The organism is Sinorhizobium sp. M4_45 (genome assembly GCF_002885915.1).
Lineage (GTDB): Bacteria > Pseudomonadota > Alphaproteobacteria > Rhizobiales > Rhizobiaceae > Sinorhizobium > Sinorhizobium meliloti_A.
In genome coordinates, this window is sequence record NZ_NWVE01000008.1 from 274483 (window position 1) to 294624 (window position 20142).

Sequence of the window (20142 nt, forward strand, 5' to 3'; positions counted from 1 at the left end):
GCAGAGATCAATATGGCACCTCGCAGCGCTGCCTGGTTCGTTCGACCCGTGAGAGTGCAGCGGGCGTGCAGTTCATTGACGGCATAGGAAAGGAGGAAAAATGCTTCTCAATGAGATTCCCTGGACGATCCCTCTCACCGTGCGCCTTTCCAACGGTCTGACGCACACTTTTGCCTCCGTTTACGAGGCTCTCGATTTCCTGGAAAACGAGTGGCCGCTCAGGAAGGGCGAGCGCTACGAACGGGCGGTGCGGACCTGTCGGCGGGCGTTGAACCGGATGACGCCGGCGGCAGTAGCGCGGGAAGCCTTCATCGCCGCTTGCCTTGAAGCGGGCATGCCGCTCGTCATGGCACCGCCGGCCCGCGAGCCGCAGGGCGATAGCGTCAAGGCTGCGCAAACGGCGTGAAGGAGGCGGACCGGCGGTCGCGTGGAGTGTCCGTTCGTTTCACTGGACGAAGACGCGTACGCTGGCGGCACGCCCCAGCGCATCGATAACCGTGAGCGTCGAGTAGCCGCCGCCATCCGGCAGCCACTGGCTGACGCGCCGTCGGGTCACGTCGGGTAGCGGGCGGCCATTGGCAAGCCAGCGGAAGGGCGCCCGGCCGCCCTGGAGCTTCAGCGTCAAGGGCGTGATCTCGCCGTCTCCATGCGCGCCAAGCTCGACGCGGGCGCCTTCCGGCGGGAACACGATCTGCGGCGCCGCTTCACGGGCCGAGGCCGAAAGCAGCCCGTTCGCCGTGACCGAGAAGCGCCGCTGGCTGATCGGCAGATCGGCCTGGACAAGCCGGACGGCGCCTGCGGGCGGGCCGGGCAGGGGTGTTATGGCGATCCCCGCCTTGGCAAATCCTTCGAACAGAATCGGCGCCGCCGCGCCATAACCGGTCAGGCCGGGCACGGCGCCATTGTCGGCTCTGCCGACCCAGACACCGAGCACATAGCGGCCGTCGAAGCCTACGGACCAGGCATCGCGATAGCCGTAGCTGGTGCCGGTCTTATAAGCGATGCCGTGCCGGCGGCTTCCCGCCGGTGGCAGCACGTCGGAGAGTATGTCGGCGACATGCCAGGCGGCGACCGTCGACAGGAGCGGTTCGCCGTCGATGGGACCGGGGACGCCTTCGATGCCGTTGCCGAGGCGCACCGGCCAGCCTTGGTTCGCCAGGCCCGCATAGAGCTGTACGAGCTCGCGAAGCGTGATGCCGACGCCGCCGAGGCCGATCGCAAGCCCCGGCGCCTCGTGCGGCGGCAATTTCGGCCTGACGTCGGCGCGCCGGAAGCGAACCATCAGGCGCGACGGACCGATGGCATCGAGCAGGCGGATCGCCGGCACGTTCAGGGACAGTTGCAGCGCCTCGCGCACGCTGACGTCGCCCTGATAATTCATGTCGAAATTGCGCGGCCGATAGCCGAAGAAGTCCGCCGGCCGGTCTTCGATGATCGTCTCCTGGCTGACGAGACCCTCCTCGAAGGCAAGACCGTAGATGAAGGGTTTCAGCGTCGATCCGGGGGAGCGGGTGATCCGCGTCATGTCGATCCAGCCCGAGCGGCTTGCGTCGAAATAGTCGGCCGAGCCAACTTCGCCGACGATCTCGCCGGTCCTGCTATCGACCATGACCATGGCGACCGACACTTTGGGACCGAGCCTTGCAGCACCTTCGCGGGCGACGCCTTCGAGGCCCCGTTGGATATTGCGGCTAAGCGTTGTCGGATGCCTGCGCTCCGCCGGATGCTTCCGTCGCGCCGCCTCGGCGAGATGGGCAGCATGGGCGGGAAGCTGCAGCCGGCGCGTCGGTATGGCGGTCATCGCCGCCCGCTCCGCTTCGCCTTCGCCGATCACCCTGGCGACAGCGGCGCGGGCGAGCACGCGTTTGCGGGCCGCTTCGGCGGCGGGAAGATTGCGGTCGGGCCGGCGCTTTTCCGGCAGTTGCGGCAATGCGACGAGCAGTGCTGCCTCTCCAGCCGAGAGGCGGCGCGGCTCCTTGCCGAACCAAGCGAGGCTTGCCGCGCGCACGCCCTCGAGATTGCCGCCATAGGGCGCATGGGTCAGATAAAGATCGAGAATCTCGTCCTTGCCGAGGCGCCGTTCGATCTGGATGGCGCGCGCCACCTGCCGAAGCTTCGCCGCCAGCGTGCGTCTCTCCCGCGGCTCGATAAGGCGCGCCACCTGCATGGAGAGCGTGGAAGCGCCGGAAACGACATGGCCGCTGGTGATGAACTGCAGCGCGGCACGAGCGAGCGCCAACGGATCGACCCCGTGATGTTCGCGAAAGCGCTGGTCCTCATAGGCGATCAGCATTGCGATGAAGCGCGGGTCGACGTCCTGCGCGGTCGTCTTCAGCCGCCACAGGCCATCCTTGGTCGCGAAGGCGCGCAGGAGGTGGCCGTTTCTGTCGAGAACTTCGGCCGAGACCGCTTCGGCCTCGGAGAGCGGCGGCGGAAAGGCCCTGTCGGCCCATTCGAGGGTGAAGACTGCGAGAGCGGACAGGATCAGGACGAGGGATACGGCGACGATCGCCCGGCCGCGTCTGGATGGGTCGCGTGGGGCTGCTGCCACAATGCCTTTGCGGTTCGACTTTCGCCGAGAGAACATCATCCTGCGTCCTACTGGGCTGCCTGCACCTCCATGCGTCCCGTCGCCGTGCGCGCCGAGAATTGCGGCCGGTACATGTCCTCCACGCTCGCGGCCGGATGGTCGTATGTGCCGGGCGTCACCGCGCGTACGACATAGGCGAGGGTGATTTCGCGGTTGTCGCCAGCCGAACGGTCGAAGGCGGCCACGAAGCGGTCGCTGCGGAATTCGGTATGGGCAGCCTCAACTTGGCCGATCCATTCGAAATTCGAAAGCTGGGCGCTGTCGACGAGGCTTGGATTGTCGATCTCGAATCCGGCGGGCAGGAGGTCGGTGATAAGCACCCGGGACGGCCAGTCGTTGCTCTCGGTCACCTTCAGCACCGCGACATAGCGCTCGTTCTGCCGGGCCTCGCTGACATTAGCGGCCGTTCCCTCGAGCGTGTAATAGCTCCGCTCGATGGAGAAGCCTTCGCCGCCGGCCGAGAGCGGCTGGGCTGGCGCCGCCACCGTCGTCACGACGGCGGAGACCATGTCGATGCCCTCGTTGCGGATAACGACCGGGTGCTCGATCAGCGCATCGCCGGTCATGCGGGCGGCGTAACTGCCCGTGCGCGCTGCGCCGTTGACCTCGATCCTCATGTCTTCGTCGCCCCCCTGGATTGCGCGTGCGGCCAGGAGCATCCAGGTCTGCTCCTGGGTGCTCGTGTATCTCGCCTGCTGCCATTCCCGTGCGACGACCCTGGAAAGCTCGGGAATGATCGGCGGCACGGGCCGGCTCTCGGCTGCCAGCGCCAGCACGGCCGCGCCGTCGCGAAGCGAAGAGCCGTAGTCGGAGCGGGCGAGGCTGACATTGACGAGCCCAGTCGACATGTTGGCCGCGGCCGCGAAGATATCCTGCGAGCGCCGGGCGTCGCCATAGAGCGCGAGCGCCGCGGCGATATGGGCCTTGGCGAGCGGGGTCGGGAAATCGCCGAGCATCGTGTCCGCATAATAACGCAGATCGCTGATCGCGGCCTTGCGGTTGCGCGCCAGGACATAGAGCGCATAGGCGATCTCGTTGCCGCGGTCCTTGACGTTGGTCTCGTAGCTCAGCGCGTTCTGCAGGTTTTCGAGCGCCTGCACCATCGATTGTTCCGGCACGTCGAATTTCTGCTCCCGCGCGCGGGTAAGGAAATCGGTGACGTACGCATCGAGCCAGAGATCGCCGGAGCCGGGGCTCCAAAGGCCGAAACTGCCGGTGGAGGATTGATAGGCAAGGACCCGATAGATCGCCTCCTGCACGCGCTTCTTGACGCCCTCGTCGTCGGCAAGCCCGGCTTGCTTGGCAAGCTCGCTGAGATAGAGCAACGGCAAGGCGCGGCTCGTCGTCTGCTCAGCGCAGCCATAGGGATAGCGGTCGAGCGTCATCAGAAGCGCCGGCACGTCGAAGGCGGCCGAACGCGTCACGTTGAGGCTGACCGAAGCGCCCTGCAGCAGGCTGTCGGCGAGCAATTGCTCGTCCACCGTGAGGCTGCTGCCGGCGGCGACATTGACGACATGACGCTGAGTGACCGGCAGGGCTGCCGGGCGGACAGGAATGTTCAGCGTCTGCTCCAGCGACAGGCCCGAGGCGTTCGATAGCCTGACGGTGACGAGACCGTCTCCCGGATACTGTCCGGCGAGCGGCAGGGTAAGAGCGGATTTGCCGCCGGCGCCGAGGTTCACCATTTCGGCCGCTGTCTGTTCGACGGTGACCGGGCCGTTGGTCGTGACCTGCAGTTGATAATCGCCCGCCGGCCCGTCGGTGTTGGCGATATCGAACCGCAATTCGGCCCGGTCTCCCGGCGCCAGGAACTTCGGCAGGCTTGCGGTCACGACGACCGGATCGCGGATGACCACGTCCTTCACGGCATGGCCGATGCCGGACTTCGTCCAGGCGACCGCCATGATCCGTGCCGCTCCGTTGAATTGCGGAATGTCGAATCGAACATTCGCCATGCCTTCGGCGTCGAGCTTGATGGCGCCCGAGAAGAAGGCGACGAGCTTTTCGGTCGGGGGGCTGCCCTGGAGCGGCATTTGTCCGCCGTCGCCGCCCGTGCGCAGCCGGCCGGTCGCGCCGAGCGAGCCGTCGATCAATCGTCCGTAGAGATCGCGCATCTCGAGCCCGAGCCGCCTCTGGCCGAAATACCATCCGTCTGGGTCCGGAGCCTCGTAGCGCGTCAGATTCAGGATGCCGACATCGACTGCGGCAACCGTGACATAGGCGTCTTCGTTGGCGCCGGCCCCCCGGACCTGAAGGCCGATATCGAGCGGCCGGCGCGGTTCGGTCTTCTCGGGCGCGTCCAGGCTGACGGCGAGCTTTCGATCCGCGGGATCGACGGCCAGCCACTTGATGCCAATCGCCCGCATGGGCATGCGGCTCTCCTGCGCTTCGCCCGGGCGGTAAAGCGTCGCGGTGACATAGGTGCCCGTACCCCATTCGGCCGTCACCGGCAGTTCCACCTCGCCGCCGGTTTCGGCAATGGCCGCGGTCTTCGTCGTCACCAGGGTTTCCGTGCCGACAGTCACCAGCAGTTCGCCGGCAAAGCGCGGCGAGACCTTGAGCTTCGCCGTCTCGCCGACCGCATAGTTTTCCTTGTCGAGTGCGATCTCCAGCCCGTCCGGGGTCTCCGTCGAGGTGGCCTCGACATACCAGCCCGCATCGAACTCAACGCTCGAAGCCGGCCCGTCGAGGGCCGCCGCCTCGATCTCCAGCCGATAACGGCCCCAGCCGACCGGGACGGAAATTTCGGCGCCGTCCTCCGTCACGTCGGCCGAGCCGCTCGCCACCTGTTTCGTGGAGACGACCGGCTCGTATTTCCAGGCGGTGCCGTCGCGATACCACTGGTAGTTTCGTTCGACGCTGATCAGCTTCCAGGGGAGACCCGGCATCGCGGTCCTGGTGCCGTCCGCGCCGACGGCGATGACGTGGAACTTCCCGACAGAATTTTCGGCGAGGTCTCCGGAGAACTCCGGCTTGATGCCGATCATCGGTCCCTCGGGTTTCACCGGCAGGGTCAATGTGCGCTCGACCGCGCGGCCGCCGGCCTCGCGCATGCGAACCGTCACACTGGCGTTGAGCAGCTGCGTCGTTCCGGGGACCTCGGTCAGATCGACGTCGAAAACCGCCTTGCCGTTTTCATCGAGCGGCTCCAGACCTTCCAGCGGCAGGCGCGTGTCCTCGCTTGCCTCTTCGTCGGCGAGGCCGAAGAAATAGCCGTTGAACGCTTCGCTCCGGCGCGTCGGCCTGACGGCAATTTCGCCTTCCAGCGTCAGGCCCGCGGCGGGTGCGCCGTAGAGATAGCGTCCGTCGACGGCGATTTCGACGGGGGTGCCGACCTCGATCGCCTCTGCCTCGCTCGTCAGGTCGAACTCGGTGCGGTCTGGCACGAAATCGTCGACGAGGAACTGCTTCTCGGCGATCGCAGAGCCCTTCGGATCGGTGAATATCTGCATCGTCCAGGTGCCGCGCATCGCATTTTCTGGGACCGGCAGATCGAGCGTGTGCCCGCCGAGCTTGCCGCCGTCGCTGACGAGGCGGCGGTCCTCGACGCCGTCCGGGCGCAGGAAAACGAAGGTCAGTGGCAACTTCTCGATCGCGGCACCGTTGACGTCGCGGGTGAGCGCTGCGGCATGAACGGTTTCGCCCGCGCGATAAATGCCGCGTTCCGTCCAGGCGAAGACGTCGATCGCACCCGGTGCGGCGCGTCCGGTGACGCCTCGGTCGGAAAGGTCGAAGCCGGCGCGCGTCATGTCCAGGAACACGTAGTCGTCGCTACCCTTCCGGGCGGTGATCGCCGCCGGCGTCATGCTGGCCGTGCCGCGGATCAGTCCGGCGGAAAAGGTTGCGCGCCCTTCCGCATCGGTCGTCGCCGTCCCGAGCACCTCATTGTTCTTGGCGACCAGCTGCAATTCGACCTCTGCAAGAGGCTTGGCGCTCGCAAGCGAACGCGCGAAGACGGTAAGCCCATCCGTGCCTGCAAAGGTCGATATGCCGATGTCGGACACGACGAACCATTGCGTGGCGCGGGCGTCCCAATCCTGTGTAAGCCCGGTTCCGGAGCTCGCCGTCAGCACGTAGACGCCGGGCTTCCGCTGCGGCAGAGCCTCGTCGACCGGAAAGCTCGTCACCACTTCCTTGTTAAGCTCGGTGGCGATGTCGATGCTGCCCTGCCAGACCAGCTCGCCGCTCTCGTCCTTGATGCGCTCCTCGCTGTAGCCGTCGAGCTGGGTCAGGAACTGGGAGCTCGTGAGCAGCGAAGAGATGTTGCGGTCGCCGATTCGGTAGAGCTTGAGCTTGGCGCTTTCCGTATTGACCGAGACGATCGGAATGCCGCGCCGCGCAGTCGAAGGCAGAACGAAGCTGTCGCCGGTGAAGCGGACCATCGGCCCGCGGTCCTTCACGTACACGTCGAGGCTCACGGGGGTCTCGATGACTTCCTCGACGGAGGAGGGCAGGCCCTGCCTCAGCACGAGTTTGTAACGTTTGCCATGCGCCAGGCCTTCGACGCAGATTTCGCTGCCCTTGGCTTCAACCGCCTTCGGCGCGGCGCCATCGAGCGTTACGAAGGAGGAATAATCGGGACCGTTCTTCAGAAGCGGCTCGGAGAATTGCACGCAGGCGCGGGGGCTGGCGCTGTCTGCATCGACCGTGTGGCCGGTGACCCGAAAGCCCTGCCGTGCCTTGAGATCGAGATAAGCCGTCTCGACCGACTTTGCCTGCACGAGTTCGAGGCTCGCTTTGTAGGCCTGGAGCGCGGCACGATAGTTCTGCAGCTTGTCGAGCGCCTGGGCGAGAATAGCCAGTGCATGCGCGCGACTTTGCGCGGTCCGCGTCAGTTGATAGCCGTTAAGCGCCGCAAGGGCGGCTTCGCTCGCCAGGTCCGTGCCGCCCGTATACCGGTTGGCGGCCTCAGCCGCCTCCAGCCACAACGCGCTGTCATCCGGCGCTACCGCAAGCGCACCGCGGAAGGCCTGGAGGGAGGCGACGAAGTTGCCGGCCGTCAACTCGCTGCGCGCCGTCTCGATGAGGCCGTTGACCCCGAAACCCTGCTGCTCGTCGGCCAGAACGAGGTTCGCCTTCACATCGCGCGCCTGCTGCAGGAGATCGTCCGACACGAAGTCAAGGCGCGGCGGTGCCCCGATGTCGGCTTCGCCCGCGGCGGTTTCGACGACCTTGCCGGCAATGGCCCCCGGGAACGTGTTCAACTGGTTGAAGTCGGACTTGAGGAAGCACCACTTCACCTTTGGATTGTAGGTGAAGGCCCTGCAGGAGCGGTCGGCGATACAGGCACTCTGGCATTGGTCGAGCGATACGTTCTGCTCGGTGCGCAGATCGAAGCCGAAATAGTCGGCATCATTGGTAAGCTCGATCCGGCGTTCCGGCTCGGCCGCTGCGATCGGCGTCCCCAGGGAAACGAGTGTGAAGAGAAGAGTGGAAAGACCGAGAAACGCGCGCATAGACAAAAGTCCCCCCGACGCTGGCCGCTGTCGATTGTACATCACTCTTTCAACCTTCGCCGGTCGTTGTCAATCGAGGAAACGGCGAGTTCAGGGGACACCCTATGGCTGTGCGGCGCCCGTTGTGCCTTGAAGCACGAGCCCATAGACCAGCTCGTCCGTCCAGCTTTGCCCCGGTGGATCGCTTGCGGGCCGAGGCAATCCTGTGATATTTCTCACAGATTAACATTGCACAAAATGCTTTCTTTATAATTTGGAAGAGCCATGGCCAGCCGCAGGGAAACACGCATCGCCACCTTGTCCGACGCGCTTTCGGCGCGGCGCGTCGTGCATCTGAAAGAGGCGGCGGCGCTGCTCGGCGTATCGGAAATGACCGTCCGCCGTGATGTCGCCGACCATCCTGGGCTGTTCGGATATCTGGGCGGCCATATCGTCCCGGCCGCCGAGATCGAGAGCGATGCGCCCTACGAACTTGCCCGCGCGGCCGACAGTCACGCCGCCGCCAAGCGGCAGGCTTGCATTCATGCCGCCCGGCACATTCGCCCGGATGAGACGATTTTCATCGATTGTGGTACGACGCTGGAATATCTGGTCGAGCTGATACCGGACGATTACGCAATTACGGCGATCTGTTATTCCCTGAACACGGCCGAAAGGCTGACGCGGAAGAAAAATCTCCGCATGGTAATGCTGGGCGGCGTCTATCACCCGTCGTCGGCTTCGTTTTCCGGTGCGCCCGGCATCGAGACGCTAGACCAGCTCGGCATCAATGTCGCCTTTCTTTCGGCGGCCGGGATAGACCCGGCGAGGGGAGCGACCTGCGTTCATTTCCACGAGGTGCCGGTCAAGCAAAAGGTGATTTCGCTGGCGCGCGAGAATTACCTCGTCGCCGACAGCAGCAAGCTCGGCAAGCTGAAGGCGGCTTTCTTTGCTCCACCCGGTGCTTTCCGGTCGCTTATCACGGAAGACGGCGAAACCGCGCTGACGCCTGTGCCTGGAAAAGTATGAGCGCGCGCAACCAGCCTTGACAGGCGGTGGAAATGATGAAAGTTTAACAAATATCGTGTTAGAAAACTAACATTCTGGTGTTCGCTCTTGAGGCGCGCCGCCGGTGGTCCGGGTGAAGGGGAGAAATCGGTTGGAAGACCTTGCTCTGAGAAGCGCGGCGGTGCACTCCGCCGGCGCGGGCCACAACTGGCCGCGCAATGACGGTGTCGAGCTCGACCTGTGCTGGGTGCTCGATCAGCGCGTCAATCTCTCTGCGGCAGAGCGCCGCGTTCAGACGCTGCCTGGCCGGCGCACCGTGAAGAAGGATGCGCAGGCCGCCTGGCTCTTGAAAGCCGTCACCTGCATCGATCTCACGACGCTCAACGGCGACGACACGACCGAGCGCGTAAAACGCCTCTGCGCCAAGGCGCGCCAGCCGGTGCGTCAGGACATTCTCGAAGCGCTCGGCATGGGCGATCGAGGTATCACGACCGGCGCGATCTGTGTCTATCATCGCTTCGTTTCGACCGCGGTGGAGGCCCTGGAGGGTTCCGGAATTCCGGTGGCGGCAGTGTCCACGGGCTTTCCGGCGGGTCTCGTTCCCCATGACGTCAAGCTCAGGGAGATCAAAGCCTCGGTTGCCGATGGTGCTCGGGAAATCGACATCGTCATCACCCGCGAGCACGTACTGACCGGCAATTGGCAGGCGCTCTACGACGAAATGCGCGATTTCCGCGCGGCCTGTGGCGATGCGCATGTCAAGGCCATCCTCGCGACCGGCGATCTCAAGACGCTTCGCAACGTCGCGCGGGCTTCGCTCGTCTGCATGATGGCGGGCGCCGACTTCATCAAGACGTCGACCGGAAAAGAAGGGGTGAACGCGACCCTGCTCGTCACGCTCGCCATGCTCAGGATGATCCGGGCCTATGAGGAGCGAACCGGAATCAAGGTCGGCTACAAGCCGGCCGGCGGCATCTCCGTCGCGAAGGACGTGCTAAACTATCAGTTCCTCATGAAGGAAGAGCTTGGGCGGGAATGGCTCGAGCCCGACCTTTTCCGCGTCGGTGCATCGAGCCTGCTCGCCGATATCGAGCGACAGCTCGAACATCATGTCAGCGGCGCGTATTCGGCCCTCAACAGACACCCGATCGGATAATCAGATGAGCGTTGCCACTTTCTTCGACGATATGTCCTATGGCCCGGCCCCCGAAGCCGACACCGAGGCGCGCGCCTGGCTCGCTCGGCATGAAGGCAAGTTCGGCCATTTCATCAACGGCGCCTCTGTCGGGTCGGTTTCCGGCAAGACGTTCGACACGTTCGAGCCGGCGACGGGCAAACTGCTCGCGAAAATCGCACATGGCGGGCGCGACGACGTGAACGCGGCGGTGGCGGCGGCGCGCAAGGCGCAAGGCCCGTGGGCCAAGCTCTCCGGACATGCGCGCGCCCGACACCTTTATGCACTCGCACGAATGATCCAGCGCCATGCGCGCCTGATCGCGGTCGTCGAAGCGCTCGACAACGGCAAGCCGATCCGGGAAACGCGCGACATCGACATTCCGCTCGCCGCTCGCCACTTCTATCATCATGCCGGCTGGGCACAGCTGCAGGAGACGGAATTCGCCGACCAGGTGCCCGTGGGGGTCGTCGGACAGGTCATCCCCTGGAACTTCCCCTTCCTGATGCTCGCCTGGAAGGTTGCCCCGGCGCTGGCGCTCGGCAATTCCGTCATCCTGAAGCCTGCGGAGTTTACGCCCTTGACGGCGTTGCTCTTCGCGGAGCTTGCCGCTGCAGCGGGCCTCCCCGCGGGCGTGCTGAACGTGGTGACGGGCGAGGGCGAGACGGGGGCGCTGATCGTCGAACATGAGGATATCGACAAGATCGCCTTTACCGGCTCGACCGAAGTCGGACGCCTCATCCGCGAGAAGACGGCAGGGAGCGGCAAGTCGCTGACGCTGGAACTCGGCGGCAAGTCGCCCTTCATCGTCTTCGACGATGCCGATATCGACGCGGCGGTCGAGGGCGTCGTGGATGCGATCTGGTTCAACCAGGGCCAGGTCTGCTGCGCCGGTTCACGCCTTCTGGTGCAGGAGGGCGTGGCCCCGGTCTTTCATGATCGCCTGAAGCGGCGCATGGAGACGCTCCGCGTCGGTCATCCGCTCGACAAGGCGATCGATATGGCGGCGATCGTCGCGCCGGTGCAGCTCCAGCGCATCGAAGAGCTGGTGGCGAAGGGTGTTGCGGAAGGCGCCTCGATGCATCAGCCGAAGATCGATCTGCCGAAGGGCGGCAGCTTCTTTCGGCCGACGCTGCTGACCGGGGTCCAGCCGACTTCCGTCGTCGCGACCGCGGAAATCTTCGGGCCGGTGGCCGTGTCGATGACCTTCCGCACGCCGGAGGAGGCCATCCAGCTTGCAAATCATAGCCGCTACGGCCTTGCGGCCAGCGTCTGGAGCGAAACGATCGGCCTGGCCCTGCATGTTGCCGCCAAGCTTGCGGCCGGCGTCGTCTGGGTCAATGCGACCAACCTCTTCGATGCATCGAGCGGCTTCGGCGGAAAACGCGAGTCCGGCTTCGGCCGCGAGGGCGGGCGCGAAGGCTGCTACGAATATCTGAAGCCGAAGGCCTGGATGGGGCGCAAGCTGCGCGCCGAGTACGGCTTGCCGGCCCCGAAGCAGGCCGCCGGTGATTTCGCCGTTCCGGCGCTCGACCGCACTGCCAAGCTCTTCGTCGGCGGCAAGCAGGCTCGGCCGGACGGGAACTATTCGCGGCCTGTGCTTTCCCCGAAAGGCAAGGTGATCGGCGAAGTCGGCGAGGGCAACCGAAAGGATATCCGGAATGCCGTCGTTGCGGCGCGGGGCGCCACGGGCTGGTCTTCGGCAACCGCGCATAACCGCGCCCAGATCCTCTATTACATCGCCGAGAACCTGAGCAGCCGCGGGGCGGAATTCGCCGACCGCATCGCCGCCATGACCGGGGCTTCGGCAGCCAATGCCCGAGCGGAGGTCGAAGCTTCGATCGCGCGGCTCTTCAGCTACGGAGCCTGGGCGGACAAGTATGAGGGCACCGTTCACCAGCCGCCCTTGCGCGGCGTTGCGCTGGCCATGCCCGAACCGCAAGGCGTCGTCGGCGTCATCTGCCCCCCGGAAGCACCGCTGCTCGGACTTGTCAGTGTTGTTGCACCGCTGATTGCGGTCGGAAACCGGGTGGTCGCCGTGCCGAGCGAAGCGCATCCTCTGGCTGCGACCGACTTCTATTCGGTCCTCGAGACCTCGGACGTGCCGCCGGGCGTCATCAATATCGTCACCGGATCTGCGATCGAACTCGCCAAGGCACTTGCCGCGCACAACGACGTGGACGCGCTCTGGGCGTTCGGCTCGCCGGAACTTTCGACACTGGTCGAGAAGCTGTCCGTCGGCAATCTCAAGCGTACCTTCGTCGATTACGGCAGGGCGATCGACTGGACGAATCGCTCGGCCGCCGAAGGGCAGGCGTTCCTGCGGCGAGCGGTCGACGTCAAGAATATCTGGATTCCCTACGGCGAATAGCATCCCGCTCTTGGATCAGCGGGTGGTCGTCCCATCGAAGCGTGGAGAAAGAGCAACAGGCTGTTGACGGCGCGCGCCAGAAACGGCCTGATGCGACCGCGCTTTGCAGTGGAGGAGGACAGGAATGCTCAAGAATATCGACCCGGCTCTCAATGCCGATGTGCTGCACGCGCTGCGATCGATGGGCCATGGCGACACGCTGGTGATTTCCGATACCAATTTCCCATCGGATTCCATCGCGCGGCAGACCACGCTCGGCAAACTGCTGCACATCGACAATGTTTCGGCGGCGCGCGCGGCAAGGGCGATCCTTTCAGTCCTACCCCTCGACACGCCGCTTCAGCCTTCGGCCGGGCGCATGGAAGTCATGGGGGCGCCGGACGAGGTCCCGGCAGTGCAGCGGGAGGTGCAGGCCGAGATCGACCGCAACGAAGGGAAGCCCGCTCCGATGTACGGCATCGAGCGCTTTGCCTTCTACGAGGAAGCAAAGAAGGCCTATTGCGTTATCACCACCGGCGAGACCCGCTTCTACGGCTGCTTTCTTTTCACCAAGGGCGTCGTTCCGCCGGAAAACGTCTGAGCCGCGCGAGGTTACGCCCATGGCCGAGCTCAAGGTAAGGACGCGGGAAACTGGCGCGACCGCCGTCGTCGGCCGCACCGGCTTTCCGCATGTGAGATCGCTGACCGGCGGCGAACTCGATATCGTCACCAGTCCTTCGCAGCCGGGATTCGGGCCGCTCGACCTTCTCCATGCATCGCTCGCGAGCTGTCTGGTGCTCAGCGCCCGCATCGCCGCGAGCCGTTTCGGCGTGCTCGACCGGCTCGCGGAAGTTTCGGTCAAGGTGACCGGTGAGAAGGCCCATGACGAACCGTCGCGGGTCGCACGGTTCCACATCGCCTTCGTTATCACGGGCGAATTCGACGACACCGTACGCCACGCCATCATGGAGGCGGCGGAGGAGGAGATCTGCACAGTCAGCAACACGTTGCGCGGCAGTCCGGATTTCGTAAGCACTGTGTCGGCTTAAATAAAAGTCAAACTGAGGGAGAAGAGTCCGCAATGACGCGTCCGGCCTATCGATTCAATTCCATCATCGTGCGTTCGCCGTCACGATCGGTCGTCAACGGCTTGCGCGCGGAGGATCGCGGCAGCCCCACCTATGAGGGAGTGAAGGCCGAGCACGACGCCTATGTCGAGGCGATGCGCGATGCCGGCGTGAAGGTCACGGTCCTGCCGGCGCTCGAGACCTTTCCGGACTCGATTTTCGTGGAGGACCCCGCTCTGGTCTTCACAGAGGGGGCGGTCCTGCTTCGGCCGGGAGCGGCCACGCGCGTCAAGGAAGTCGAGGAAATCGCGCCGACGCTGCGTGACATGTTCGAGACGGTGCTCGAGCTGCCGCAAGGCTATGCGGACGGCGGCGACGTGCTGACGACGCGGGAAAGCGTGATGATCGGCCTGTCTGCGAGAACCGACAAGGCGGGCGCGGCGGCGCTGCAGGCCTGCCTCGAAAAGCTCGGGCGCAAGAGCGAGGTCGTCGCGACCCCGGAGGGCGTCCTGCATTTCAAGACCGACTGCTCGCTCCTCGACGACGAGACGATCCTCTCCACCGATCGTCTTGTACGATCCGGCGTCTTCGGGAAGTTCCGGCAGATGATCATTCCGGAGGGCGAAGAGCCGGCCGCCAACGCGCTGCGCGTCAACGACGTGGTCTTGGTCGGCTCCGATTTTCCCAGGACGATCGAGATGCTCGACAAGGCGGGCTACAGGGTCGTACCGCTGAAGACCACGGAAATAGGCAAGATCGACGCGGGGCTTTCCTGCATGTCGCTGAGGTGGTTCAGCGAAAAGGCTTGACGGGAGCCGGCGCAGGACCGCGTTCCACATAAGATCGACAGGCCGGATGCTGCCCCTCATCCCGCTGCCGCGACCTTCTCCCCGTCCGAAACGGGGAGAAGGGACAAGCGGCGCGGCCACAGTTTTCCAGCGGAGTTGAAGCATGAGAAGGGACCCAGGGGTCCCTTTGCCCCGCTTGCGGGGAGAAGGTGCCGGCAGGCGGATGAGGGGCAATCCCCCGACGCTACGCCGGCGACAGATCTCCGAACACCGTGGGGATCAGTTCCGACACGGTCGGGTGGATATGCACCGCGCGGGCGATCGTCGTGTAGGGCTTCTTCGCATACATCACGTCAAGAATGCTCTGGATCGCCTCGTCGCCGCCCGTTCCGAGAATCGATGCGCCAAGGATGTCCTTGGTTTCCGCATCGACGATGACTTTCATGAAGCCCTGCGTCTCGCCCTTTTCGACTGCGCGGCCGACCCGTGTCATGGGGCGCGTCCCGATCAGGAGCTTGTGACCTTTTTTGCGGGCCTCGGTTTCGGTCATGCCAGCGCGGCCGAGCGGCGGGTCGATATAGAGGGCGTAGGTCTGGATGCGATCGCTCACCCGGCGCGGATCGTCGTCGATGAGATTGGCGGCAACGATCTCGAAGTCGTTATAGGACGTGTGCGTGAAGGCGCCGCGGCCGTTGCAGTCTCCCATTGCGAAAATATGGGGAACATTGGTGCGCAGGCTGTCGTCGACCTCGATATAGCCCCGTTCGTCGGTTTTCACGCCCGCCTTGTCCAGGCCGAGATCATCCGTATTGGGGTGGCGGCCGGTTGCAAGCAGCACATGCGAGCCGGTCACCTCGGGCTCGCCCGACGTGCAATCAACGCCCACGACGATGCCGTCCGCATGGTTCGAGAAGCGGATGCATTCCGCATTCGCGCGTATTCGAATGCCCTCGTTCTCGAGGATCTCACGGATTGCGTCGGAGACCTCCGGATCCTCCCGCCCGATCAGCCGCGGGCCCTTTTCGATGACGGTGACGTCGGAGCCGAAGCGGCGGAACATCTGGGCGAATTCGAGCCCGATATAGCTGCCGCCCACCACGACGAGATGTTCAGGCAGCTCGTCAAGGTCCATGATCGAACTGTTGGTGAGATAAGGAATCTCGTTCACGCCGGGCAGATCGGCAACCGCGGCGCGGCCGCCCACATTGACGAAGATCCGCTCCCCCGAAATCAGTTCGTCGCCGATGCGGACCTCACGCGGACCTTCGAAACGGGCGTGGCCCTCGAAGACGGTGCAGTTCTTCATACCCTTGAGCCACTTCTCGACGCCTGAGCGGGCATCGAGCCGGACTTTTTCCTTTCGCGCCATGACGCGACCGAAATCGACCGAGACGGGTCCTGTCGTCATGCCGTATTCGGCTCCGCGTCGGGCCGTGTGGATCGCATAGGCGCTCGCGACCATCGCCTTGGTCGGCATGCAGCCGGTGTTGACGCAGGTGCCGCCGAAAAGCTTGCGCTCGATCAGCGCGACGGTCTTGCCCGTATCCGACAGCCGTCCGGCGAGTGAAGGTCCCGCCTGGCCGGCACCGATGATGATCGCATCGAAATGCTTGTTCATGACAACCCCCGAGGAGATGCTGGCGCCGGGCGGAAGAGTGGTCCACATTACGTCCGATTGCAATCCGCATTGACCGCGACGCGCGCGGCCCGATCCGGAGGGCGCCATGGAACGGATATCAAGTGCAGACAGCTTAAGCTCGATTTTTTCCGGAAAGCTGACATATATGGAACGTCTTGGCCGGACGCAGCGCGGAAAGCGTGATCAAAATTCGAGGTCAAAACCGAGGGAGACAATCATGCGACTGAACTTCACCAGGACACTGATCGGTGCCGCCATTGCGCTTGCACTCACCACCGCGGCTGCCGAAGCCGACGTCGTCGTTTCCTCGAAGATCGACACGGAGGGCGGCGTTCTCGGCAACATCATCCTCTCGGTCCTGAACGCCAACGACATCAAGACGACGAATCGCGTGCAACTCGGCGCCACTCCTGTCGTGCGCAAGGCGATCATCGCCGGCGAGATCGACATCTATCCCGAATATACCGGCAACGCCGCCTTCTTCTTCGAGAAGGCCGACGACCCGGCCTGGAAGGATGCGGCGAAAGCCTATGAAGAGGCGAAGAAGCTCGACTATGACACCAACAAGATCGTCTGGCTGACGCCGTCGCCGGCCAACAACACCTGGGCGATCGCGCTGCGCAAGGACGTTGCCGAGAAGAACAACCTCAAGACCCTCTCGGATTTCGGCAAATTCGTTTCTGACGGCGGCGAGGTCGTGCTCGCGGCTTCGTCCGAATTCGTCAACTCCGCCGCCGCCTTGCCTGCATTCCAGACGACCTATTCCTTCAAGCTGAAACCGGAACAGCTCATCACGCTCTCCGGTGGGGATACCGCCGCGACGATCGCGGCTGCGGCAAATCAGACGAACGGCGCCAACGCGGCAATGGTCTACGGCACCGATGGGGGGATCGCGCCCTCCGGTCTCGTGGTTCTCGAGGATGACAAGGCCGTCCAGCCGGTCTATCAGCCGGCGCCGATCATCCGCGAGGCGGTTCTCAAGGAAAATCCGGCGATCGAAGAGATCCTGAAGCCCGTCTTCGAAAAGCTCGACCTCACCACCCTGCAGGAGCTCAACGGGCGCGTGCAGGTCGGTGGCGAGTCGGCCAAGGCCGTTGCCGAGGACTTCCTGAAGGCGAACGGCTTCCTGAAATAGCTTGACGCCGGGGAAGGGCGCTGGTCCGATAAGACTTCGACCGCGCTCTCTCCCACACTGCGTCGAACGGACGGCTGAATGGCGATTGGCATCATCCAGAAAAAGGAACGCTTGGCCTTCCGTTTCGACAAGCTCGGCCTGATCATCGCGATCCTCGTCCTCTATGGCGCGCTCCTTGCGCCTTTCGCGACGTTTCGTGCAAACCGGATCATTCAGGGCGAAGCGCGGGACATCCTGGAGGCACTTCCGCCGCCGCTCGGCTACGGGCTCCTCGCCCTCGTGGTCGCCGGCGCCGCCGTCGCGTTTGTGAGGACGCCGCGCCTCTTGCGGATGGCCGTGGCACTGGCTGCGCTGGCAGCTCTCGCCCTTCTGATCGGGGCGGCAGCCGATCACCTGACGCCGCCCGACAACAGCTTTGCACGCGTGTCTCCGGCTTCCGGTTTCTGGGTCCTGGTCTTCGCCTTCTCCCTGTTGCTCGCGGACGCCTTGACCCGCCTCAATCCGGGCCCCGGTCTGCGGCTTTTCGTTTTCGCGGGCGTCCTCGTCCTCGCTGGAGGAATGCTCGTCACCGGCCGCTGGGATGATCTTTCGATCATGAAAGAATATGCCAACCGCGCCGAACTGTTCTGGACCGAGGCGGGCCGTCACGTGACGCTGGCGCTCGGCTCGCTTGCCGCGGCGACCGTCGTCGGATTGCCGCTCGGCATTCTCTGTCACCGCGTCGAACGGTTGCGGGCCGGCGTGCTCAATGTCCTGAATGCCATCCAGACGATCCCTTCCATTGCACTTTTCGGCATTCTGATCGCGCCGCTCGGCTGGGTCGCGGCGAATGTTCCCGGCGCTGCGGCGATCGGCATCCGCGGCATCGGGGCCGCCCCCGCATTCGTCGCGCTCTTCCTCTACTCCCTGCTGCCTGTCGTCGCGAATACGGTCGTCGGGCTTGCCGGCGTGCCGCACGCGGCCACCGACGCGGCTCGTGGCATCGGCATGACGGATCGGCAGCGCCTCGTCGCGATCGAGTTTCCGCTGGCCTTTCCCGTGATCCTGACCGGCATCCGCATCGTGTTGGTGCAGAACATCGGGCTTGCGACGATCGCCGCCCTTATCGGCGGCGGGGGGTTCGGGGTTTTCGTCTTCCAGGGGGTGGGGCAGACGGCGATGGACCTGGTGCTGCTCGGTGCCATTCCTACCGTCGTGCTGGCCTTTACCGCCGCAATCGTGCTCGACGCCCTGATCGAGATGACCATGCCGAACCGCAGCCGAGGCAACGCCGCATGATCGAAATCGAGGGAATAACCAAGCGCTATGCCGATACGGCGGTCGTGAGCGACGTATCGCTGACGGTCGCGCCGCATACGGTCACCGTCGTCGTCGGAACCTCCGGCTCCGGCAAGACGACGCTCCTCAGAATGATCAATCGCCTCGTCGAGCCGACGGCCGGGACGATCAGGATAGACGGGGAGGACTATCGGTCGATTCCCGGTTTCGAGCTGCGCCGGCGCATCGGCTACGCCATTCAGGGCCATGGCCTCTTCCCGCACAGGACGGTCGCGCAGAACATCGCGACAGTGCCGACGCTGCTCGGCTGGGAAAAAGCCCGCATCGATGCCAAGGTCGAGGAGCTGCTGAAGCTGTTCCAGCTCGATCCCGCGGAATTCGGACCGCGCTACCCCCACGAGCTTTCCGGCGGGCAGCAGCAGCGGGTGGGCGTTGCAAGGGCACTGGCGGCGGAGCCCAACGTGCTCCTGATGGACGAGCCCTTCGGCGCGCTCGATCCGATCATCCGCGCCAAGGCGCAGGACGACCTCGCCGCCATCCAGAAACATTTCGGCACCACGATCATCCTGGTCACGCACGACATGGAAGAGGCCTTCCATCTTGCCGACAGGATCGCGGTGATGGACAAGGGCGAGGTGGTGCAATATGCCACGCCCGCCGAAATGCTCGTCAGGCCCGCCACACCTTTCGTCGAGACGCTGGTCGGCGCCAGCGAGCGTCCATTCCGGCTACTGGGCATCGAGACAGTCGGCGAGGCGGTCGAGCCCGGCTCGGCCGAGGGTCGGCCGGTCCCGGAGGTTCTCAGCCAGCGTGACGCGCTGTCGGAGCTTCTGTGGACGGGCCGTTCGGCACTGCCGGTCGCGGCGGCCGACGGCGCGATCCTGGGCAAGATCACGCTCGAAGCGATCGTGAAGCGTGCGGCGAGGCGGCAGTGATGGCCACCCTGCCCAATCTGTTTCGGCTGACCGTGCTCGCCGTGCTGCTGGCTTTCCTGCTGCAGCCCGCCTGGTTCGAGCCGCTGCTTAAACCTCTGGTGCAGGAGAACGCGCCGGCCGTCTACAACCAGGGCAGCCTGTTCTGGCTGACGGTCCTGCACTTGCGGACTGTATTCGTCGCGACCGTGGCCGCGACCCTCGTCGCCGTATCACTGGCGATCATCGTTACACGGAAGGCCGGAGCCGAGTTTCTGCCGCTCTCGCGCAGTCTGGTGAACATCGGCCAGACGTTCCCGCCTGTGGCGGTCCTCGCGCTTGCGGTCCCGATTTACGGCTTCGGCGAGAAGCCGACCCTGATCGCCCTCTTCCTCTACGGCCTTCTGCCGATCTTCGAAAATGCCCTGACCGGTCTGACGACGCTGCCGCCGACGGTGATGGAGGCCGCACGCGGCGCGGGAATGACCGGGCGCCAACGCCTCTTCAGGATCGAACTTCCGCTGGCGCTGCCGGTGATCCTGACGGGCATCCGCCTTTCCGTCGTGATCAGTCTCGCGACGGCGACGATCGGCTCGACCGTCGCGGCCAAGACGCTTGGCGAGGTCATCATCGCAGGGCTTCAGTCCAACAACCTCGCCTTTGTCCTCCAGGGCGGCTTGATCGTCGGCGCGCTTGCCGTCCTCATTCACGATGCGCTCCAGGGGCTTGAACGGGCATTCGCCGGTCGAGCGCACATCTGAAGCGCC

14 protein-coding genes are annotated in these 20142 nt (G+C 64.7%); 11 read left to right on the top strand and 3 right to left on the bottom strand.

The genetic code is table 11. The features are described from left to right. Positions 1-100: 100 nt before the first annotated feature. Positions 101-406 carry a DUF982 domain-containing protein gene (locus CN933_RS22185; protein WP_018097049.1) on the top strand — a complete coding sequence of 102 codons (306 nt, stop codon included), beginning with the start codon at positions 101-103 and terminating at the stop codon, positions 404-406. Positions 407-445: 39 nt separating this feature from the next. Here CN933_RS22185 and pbpC read toward each other — a convergent pair whose 3' ends face one another. Beyond that, positions 446-2590 (bottom strand): penicillin-binding protein 1C, encoded by a 2145-nt coding sequence (gene pbpC / locus CN933_RS22190; protein WP_102762385.1) that lies wholly within the window; start codon positions 2588-2590, stop codon positions 446-448. A gap of 8 nt (positions 2591-2598) precedes the next feature. Next, positions 2599-8046, bottom strand: coding sequence for an alpha-2-macroglobulin family protein (locus CN933_RS22195; protein WP_102762386.1), 5448 nt, complete (start codon positions 8044-8046; stop codon positions 2599-2601). Positions 8047-8310: 264 nt separating this feature from the next. On the opposite strand from CN933_RS22195, the gene CN933_RS22200 reads away from it, so the two are divergent. The 6 genes from CN933_RS22200 to CN933_RS22225 all read left to right on the top strand — a co-directional run bounded on the left by CN933_RS22200 (position 8311) and on the right by CN933_RS22225 (position 14433). Further along, positions 8311-9054, top strand: coding sequence for a DeoR family transcriptional regulator (locus CN933_RS22200; RefSeq protein WP_018097046.1), 744 nt, complete (start codon positions 8311-8313; stop codon positions 9052-9054). Positions 9055-9184: 130 nt separating this feature from the next. Then, positions 9185-10189: a deoxyribose-phosphate aldolase gene (gene deoC / locus CN933_RS22205; protein ID WP_102762387.1), complete on the top strand. Its 1005-nt coding sequence runs from the start codon at positions 9185-9187 to the stop codon at positions 10187-10189. Between the two features lie 4 nt (positions 10190-10193). Then, complete coding sequence (locus CN933_RS22210) at positions 10194-12578, top strand: aldehyde dehydrogenase family protein (RefSeq protein WP_102762388.1); 2385 nt, start codon at positions 10194-10196, stop codon at positions 12576-12578. 124 nt (positions 12579-12702) lie between these two features. Further along, positions 12703-13158, top strand: a complete 456-nt coding sequence (locus CN933_RS22215) for an RbsD/FucU family protein (RefSeq protein ID WP_102762389.1) — start codon at positions 12703-12705, stop codon at positions 13156-13158. Between the two features lie 19 nt (positions 13159-13177). Next, complete coding sequence (locus tag CN933_RS22220) at positions 13178-13606, top strand: OsmC family protein (RefSeq protein ID WP_102762390.1); 429 nt, start codon at positions 13178-13180, stop codon at positions 13604-13606. 32 nt (positions 13607-13638) lie between these two features. Further along, the gene (locus CN933_RS22225) at positions 13639-14433 is read left to right on the top strand and encodes a dimethylarginine dimethylaminohydrolase family protein (RefSeq protein ID WP_102762391.1); all 795 of its coding nucleotides are present in this window, start codon (positions 13639-13641) and stop codon (positions 14431-14433) included. 223 nt (positions 14434-14656) lie between these two features. Here the strand turns inward: CN933_RS22225 and CN933_RS22230 are convergent, their stop codons facing one another. Then, the gene (locus CN933_RS22230; RefSeq protein WP_026168813.1) at positions 14657-16030 is read right to left on the bottom strand and encodes an FAD-containing oxidoreductase; all 1374 of its coding nucleotides are present in this window, start codon (positions 16028-16030) and stop codon (positions 14657-14659) included. Positions 16031-16268: 238 nt separating this feature from the next. Here CN933_RS22230 and osmF point away from each other — a divergent pair, with 238 nt between their 5' ends. The 4 genes from osmF to CN933_RS22250 all read left to right on the top strand — a co-directional run bounded on the left by osmF (position 16269) and on the right by CN933_RS22250 (position 20136). Continuing rightward, positions 16269-17186 carry a glycine betaine ABC transporter substrate-binding protein OsmF gene (gene osmF / locus CN933_RS22235; protein WP_102762392.1) on the top strand — a complete coding sequence of 306 codons (918 nt, stop codon included), beginning with the start codon at positions 16269-16271 and terminating at the stop codon, positions 17184-17186. A gap of 78 nt (positions 17187-17264) precedes the next feature. Further along, positions 17265-18464 (top strand): ABC transporter permease, encoded by a 1200-nt coding sequence (locus CN933_RS22240; RefSeq protein ID WP_102762393.1) that lies wholly within the window; start codon positions 17265-17267, stop codon positions 18462-18464. After that, entirely contained in the window at positions 18461-19399 is a 939-nt protein-coding gene (locus tag CN933_RS22245; protein ID WP_102762394.1) for an ABC transporter ATP-binding protein, read from the top strand. The genes CN933_RS22240 and CN933_RS22245 overlap by 4 nt, the downstream gene beginning before the upstream one ends. Further along, positions 19399-20136 carry an ABC transporter permease gene (locus tag CN933_RS22250; RefSeq protein ID WP_102762395.1) on the top strand — a complete coding sequence of 246 codons (738 nt, stop codon included), beginning with the start codon at positions 19399-19401 and terminating at the stop codon, positions 20134-20136. Before CN933_RS22245 ends, CN933_RS22250 begins: the two co-directional genes overlap by 1 nt. Positions 20137-20142: the final 6 nt, after the last annotated feature.

Coding starts and splice junctions, on each gene's coding strand:
- CN933_RS22185 (WP_018097049.1), top strand. CDS start 101: ATGCTTCTCAATGAGATTCCCTGGACGATCCCTCTCACCGTGCGCCTT.
- pbpC (WP_102762385.1), bottom strand. CDS start 2,590: ATGATGTTCTCTCGGCGAAAGTCGAACCGCAAAGGCATTGTGGCAGCA.
- CN933_RS22195 (WP_102762386.1), bottom strand. CDS start 8,046: ATGCGCGCGTTTCTCGGTCTTTCCACTCTTCTCTTCACACTCGTTTCC.
- CN933_RS22200 (WP_018097046.1), top strand. CDS start 8,311: ATGGCCAGCCGCAGGGAAACACGCATCGCCACCTTGTCCGACGCGCTT.
- CN933_RS22210 (WP_102762388.1), top strand. CDS start 10,194: ATGAGCGTTGCCACTTTCTTCGACGATATGTCCTATGGCCCGGCCCCC.
- CN933_RS22215 (WP_102762389.1), top strand. CDS start 12,703: ATGCTCAAGAATATCGACCCGGCTCTCAATGCCGATGTGCTGCACGCG.
- CN933_RS22220 (WP_102762390.1), top strand. CDS start 13,178: ATGGCCGAGCTCAAGGTAAGGACGCGGGAAACTGGCGCGACCGCCGTC.
- CN933_RS22225 (WP_102762391.1), top strand. CDS start 13,639: ATGACGCGTCCGGCCTATCGATTCAATTCCATCATCGTGCGTTCGCCG.
- CN933_RS22230 (WP_026168813.1), bottom strand. CDS start 16,030: ATGAACAAGCATTTCGATGCGATCATCATCGGTGCCGGCCAGGCGGGA.
- osmF (WP_102762392.1), top strand. CDS start 16,269: ATGCGACTGAACTTCACCAGGACACTGATCGGTGCCGCCATTGCGCTT.
- CN933_RS22240 (WP_102762393.1), top strand. CDS start 17,265: ATGGCGATTGGCATCATCCAGAAAAAGGAACGCTTGGCCTTCCGTTTC.
- CN933_RS22245 (WP_102762394.1), top strand. CDS start 18,461: ATGATCGAAATCGAGGGAATAACCAAGCGCTATGCCGATACGGCGGTC.
- CN933_RS22250 (WP_102762395.1), top strand. CDS start 19,399: ATGGCCACCCTGCCCAATCTGTTTCGGCTGACCGTGCTCGCCGTGCTG.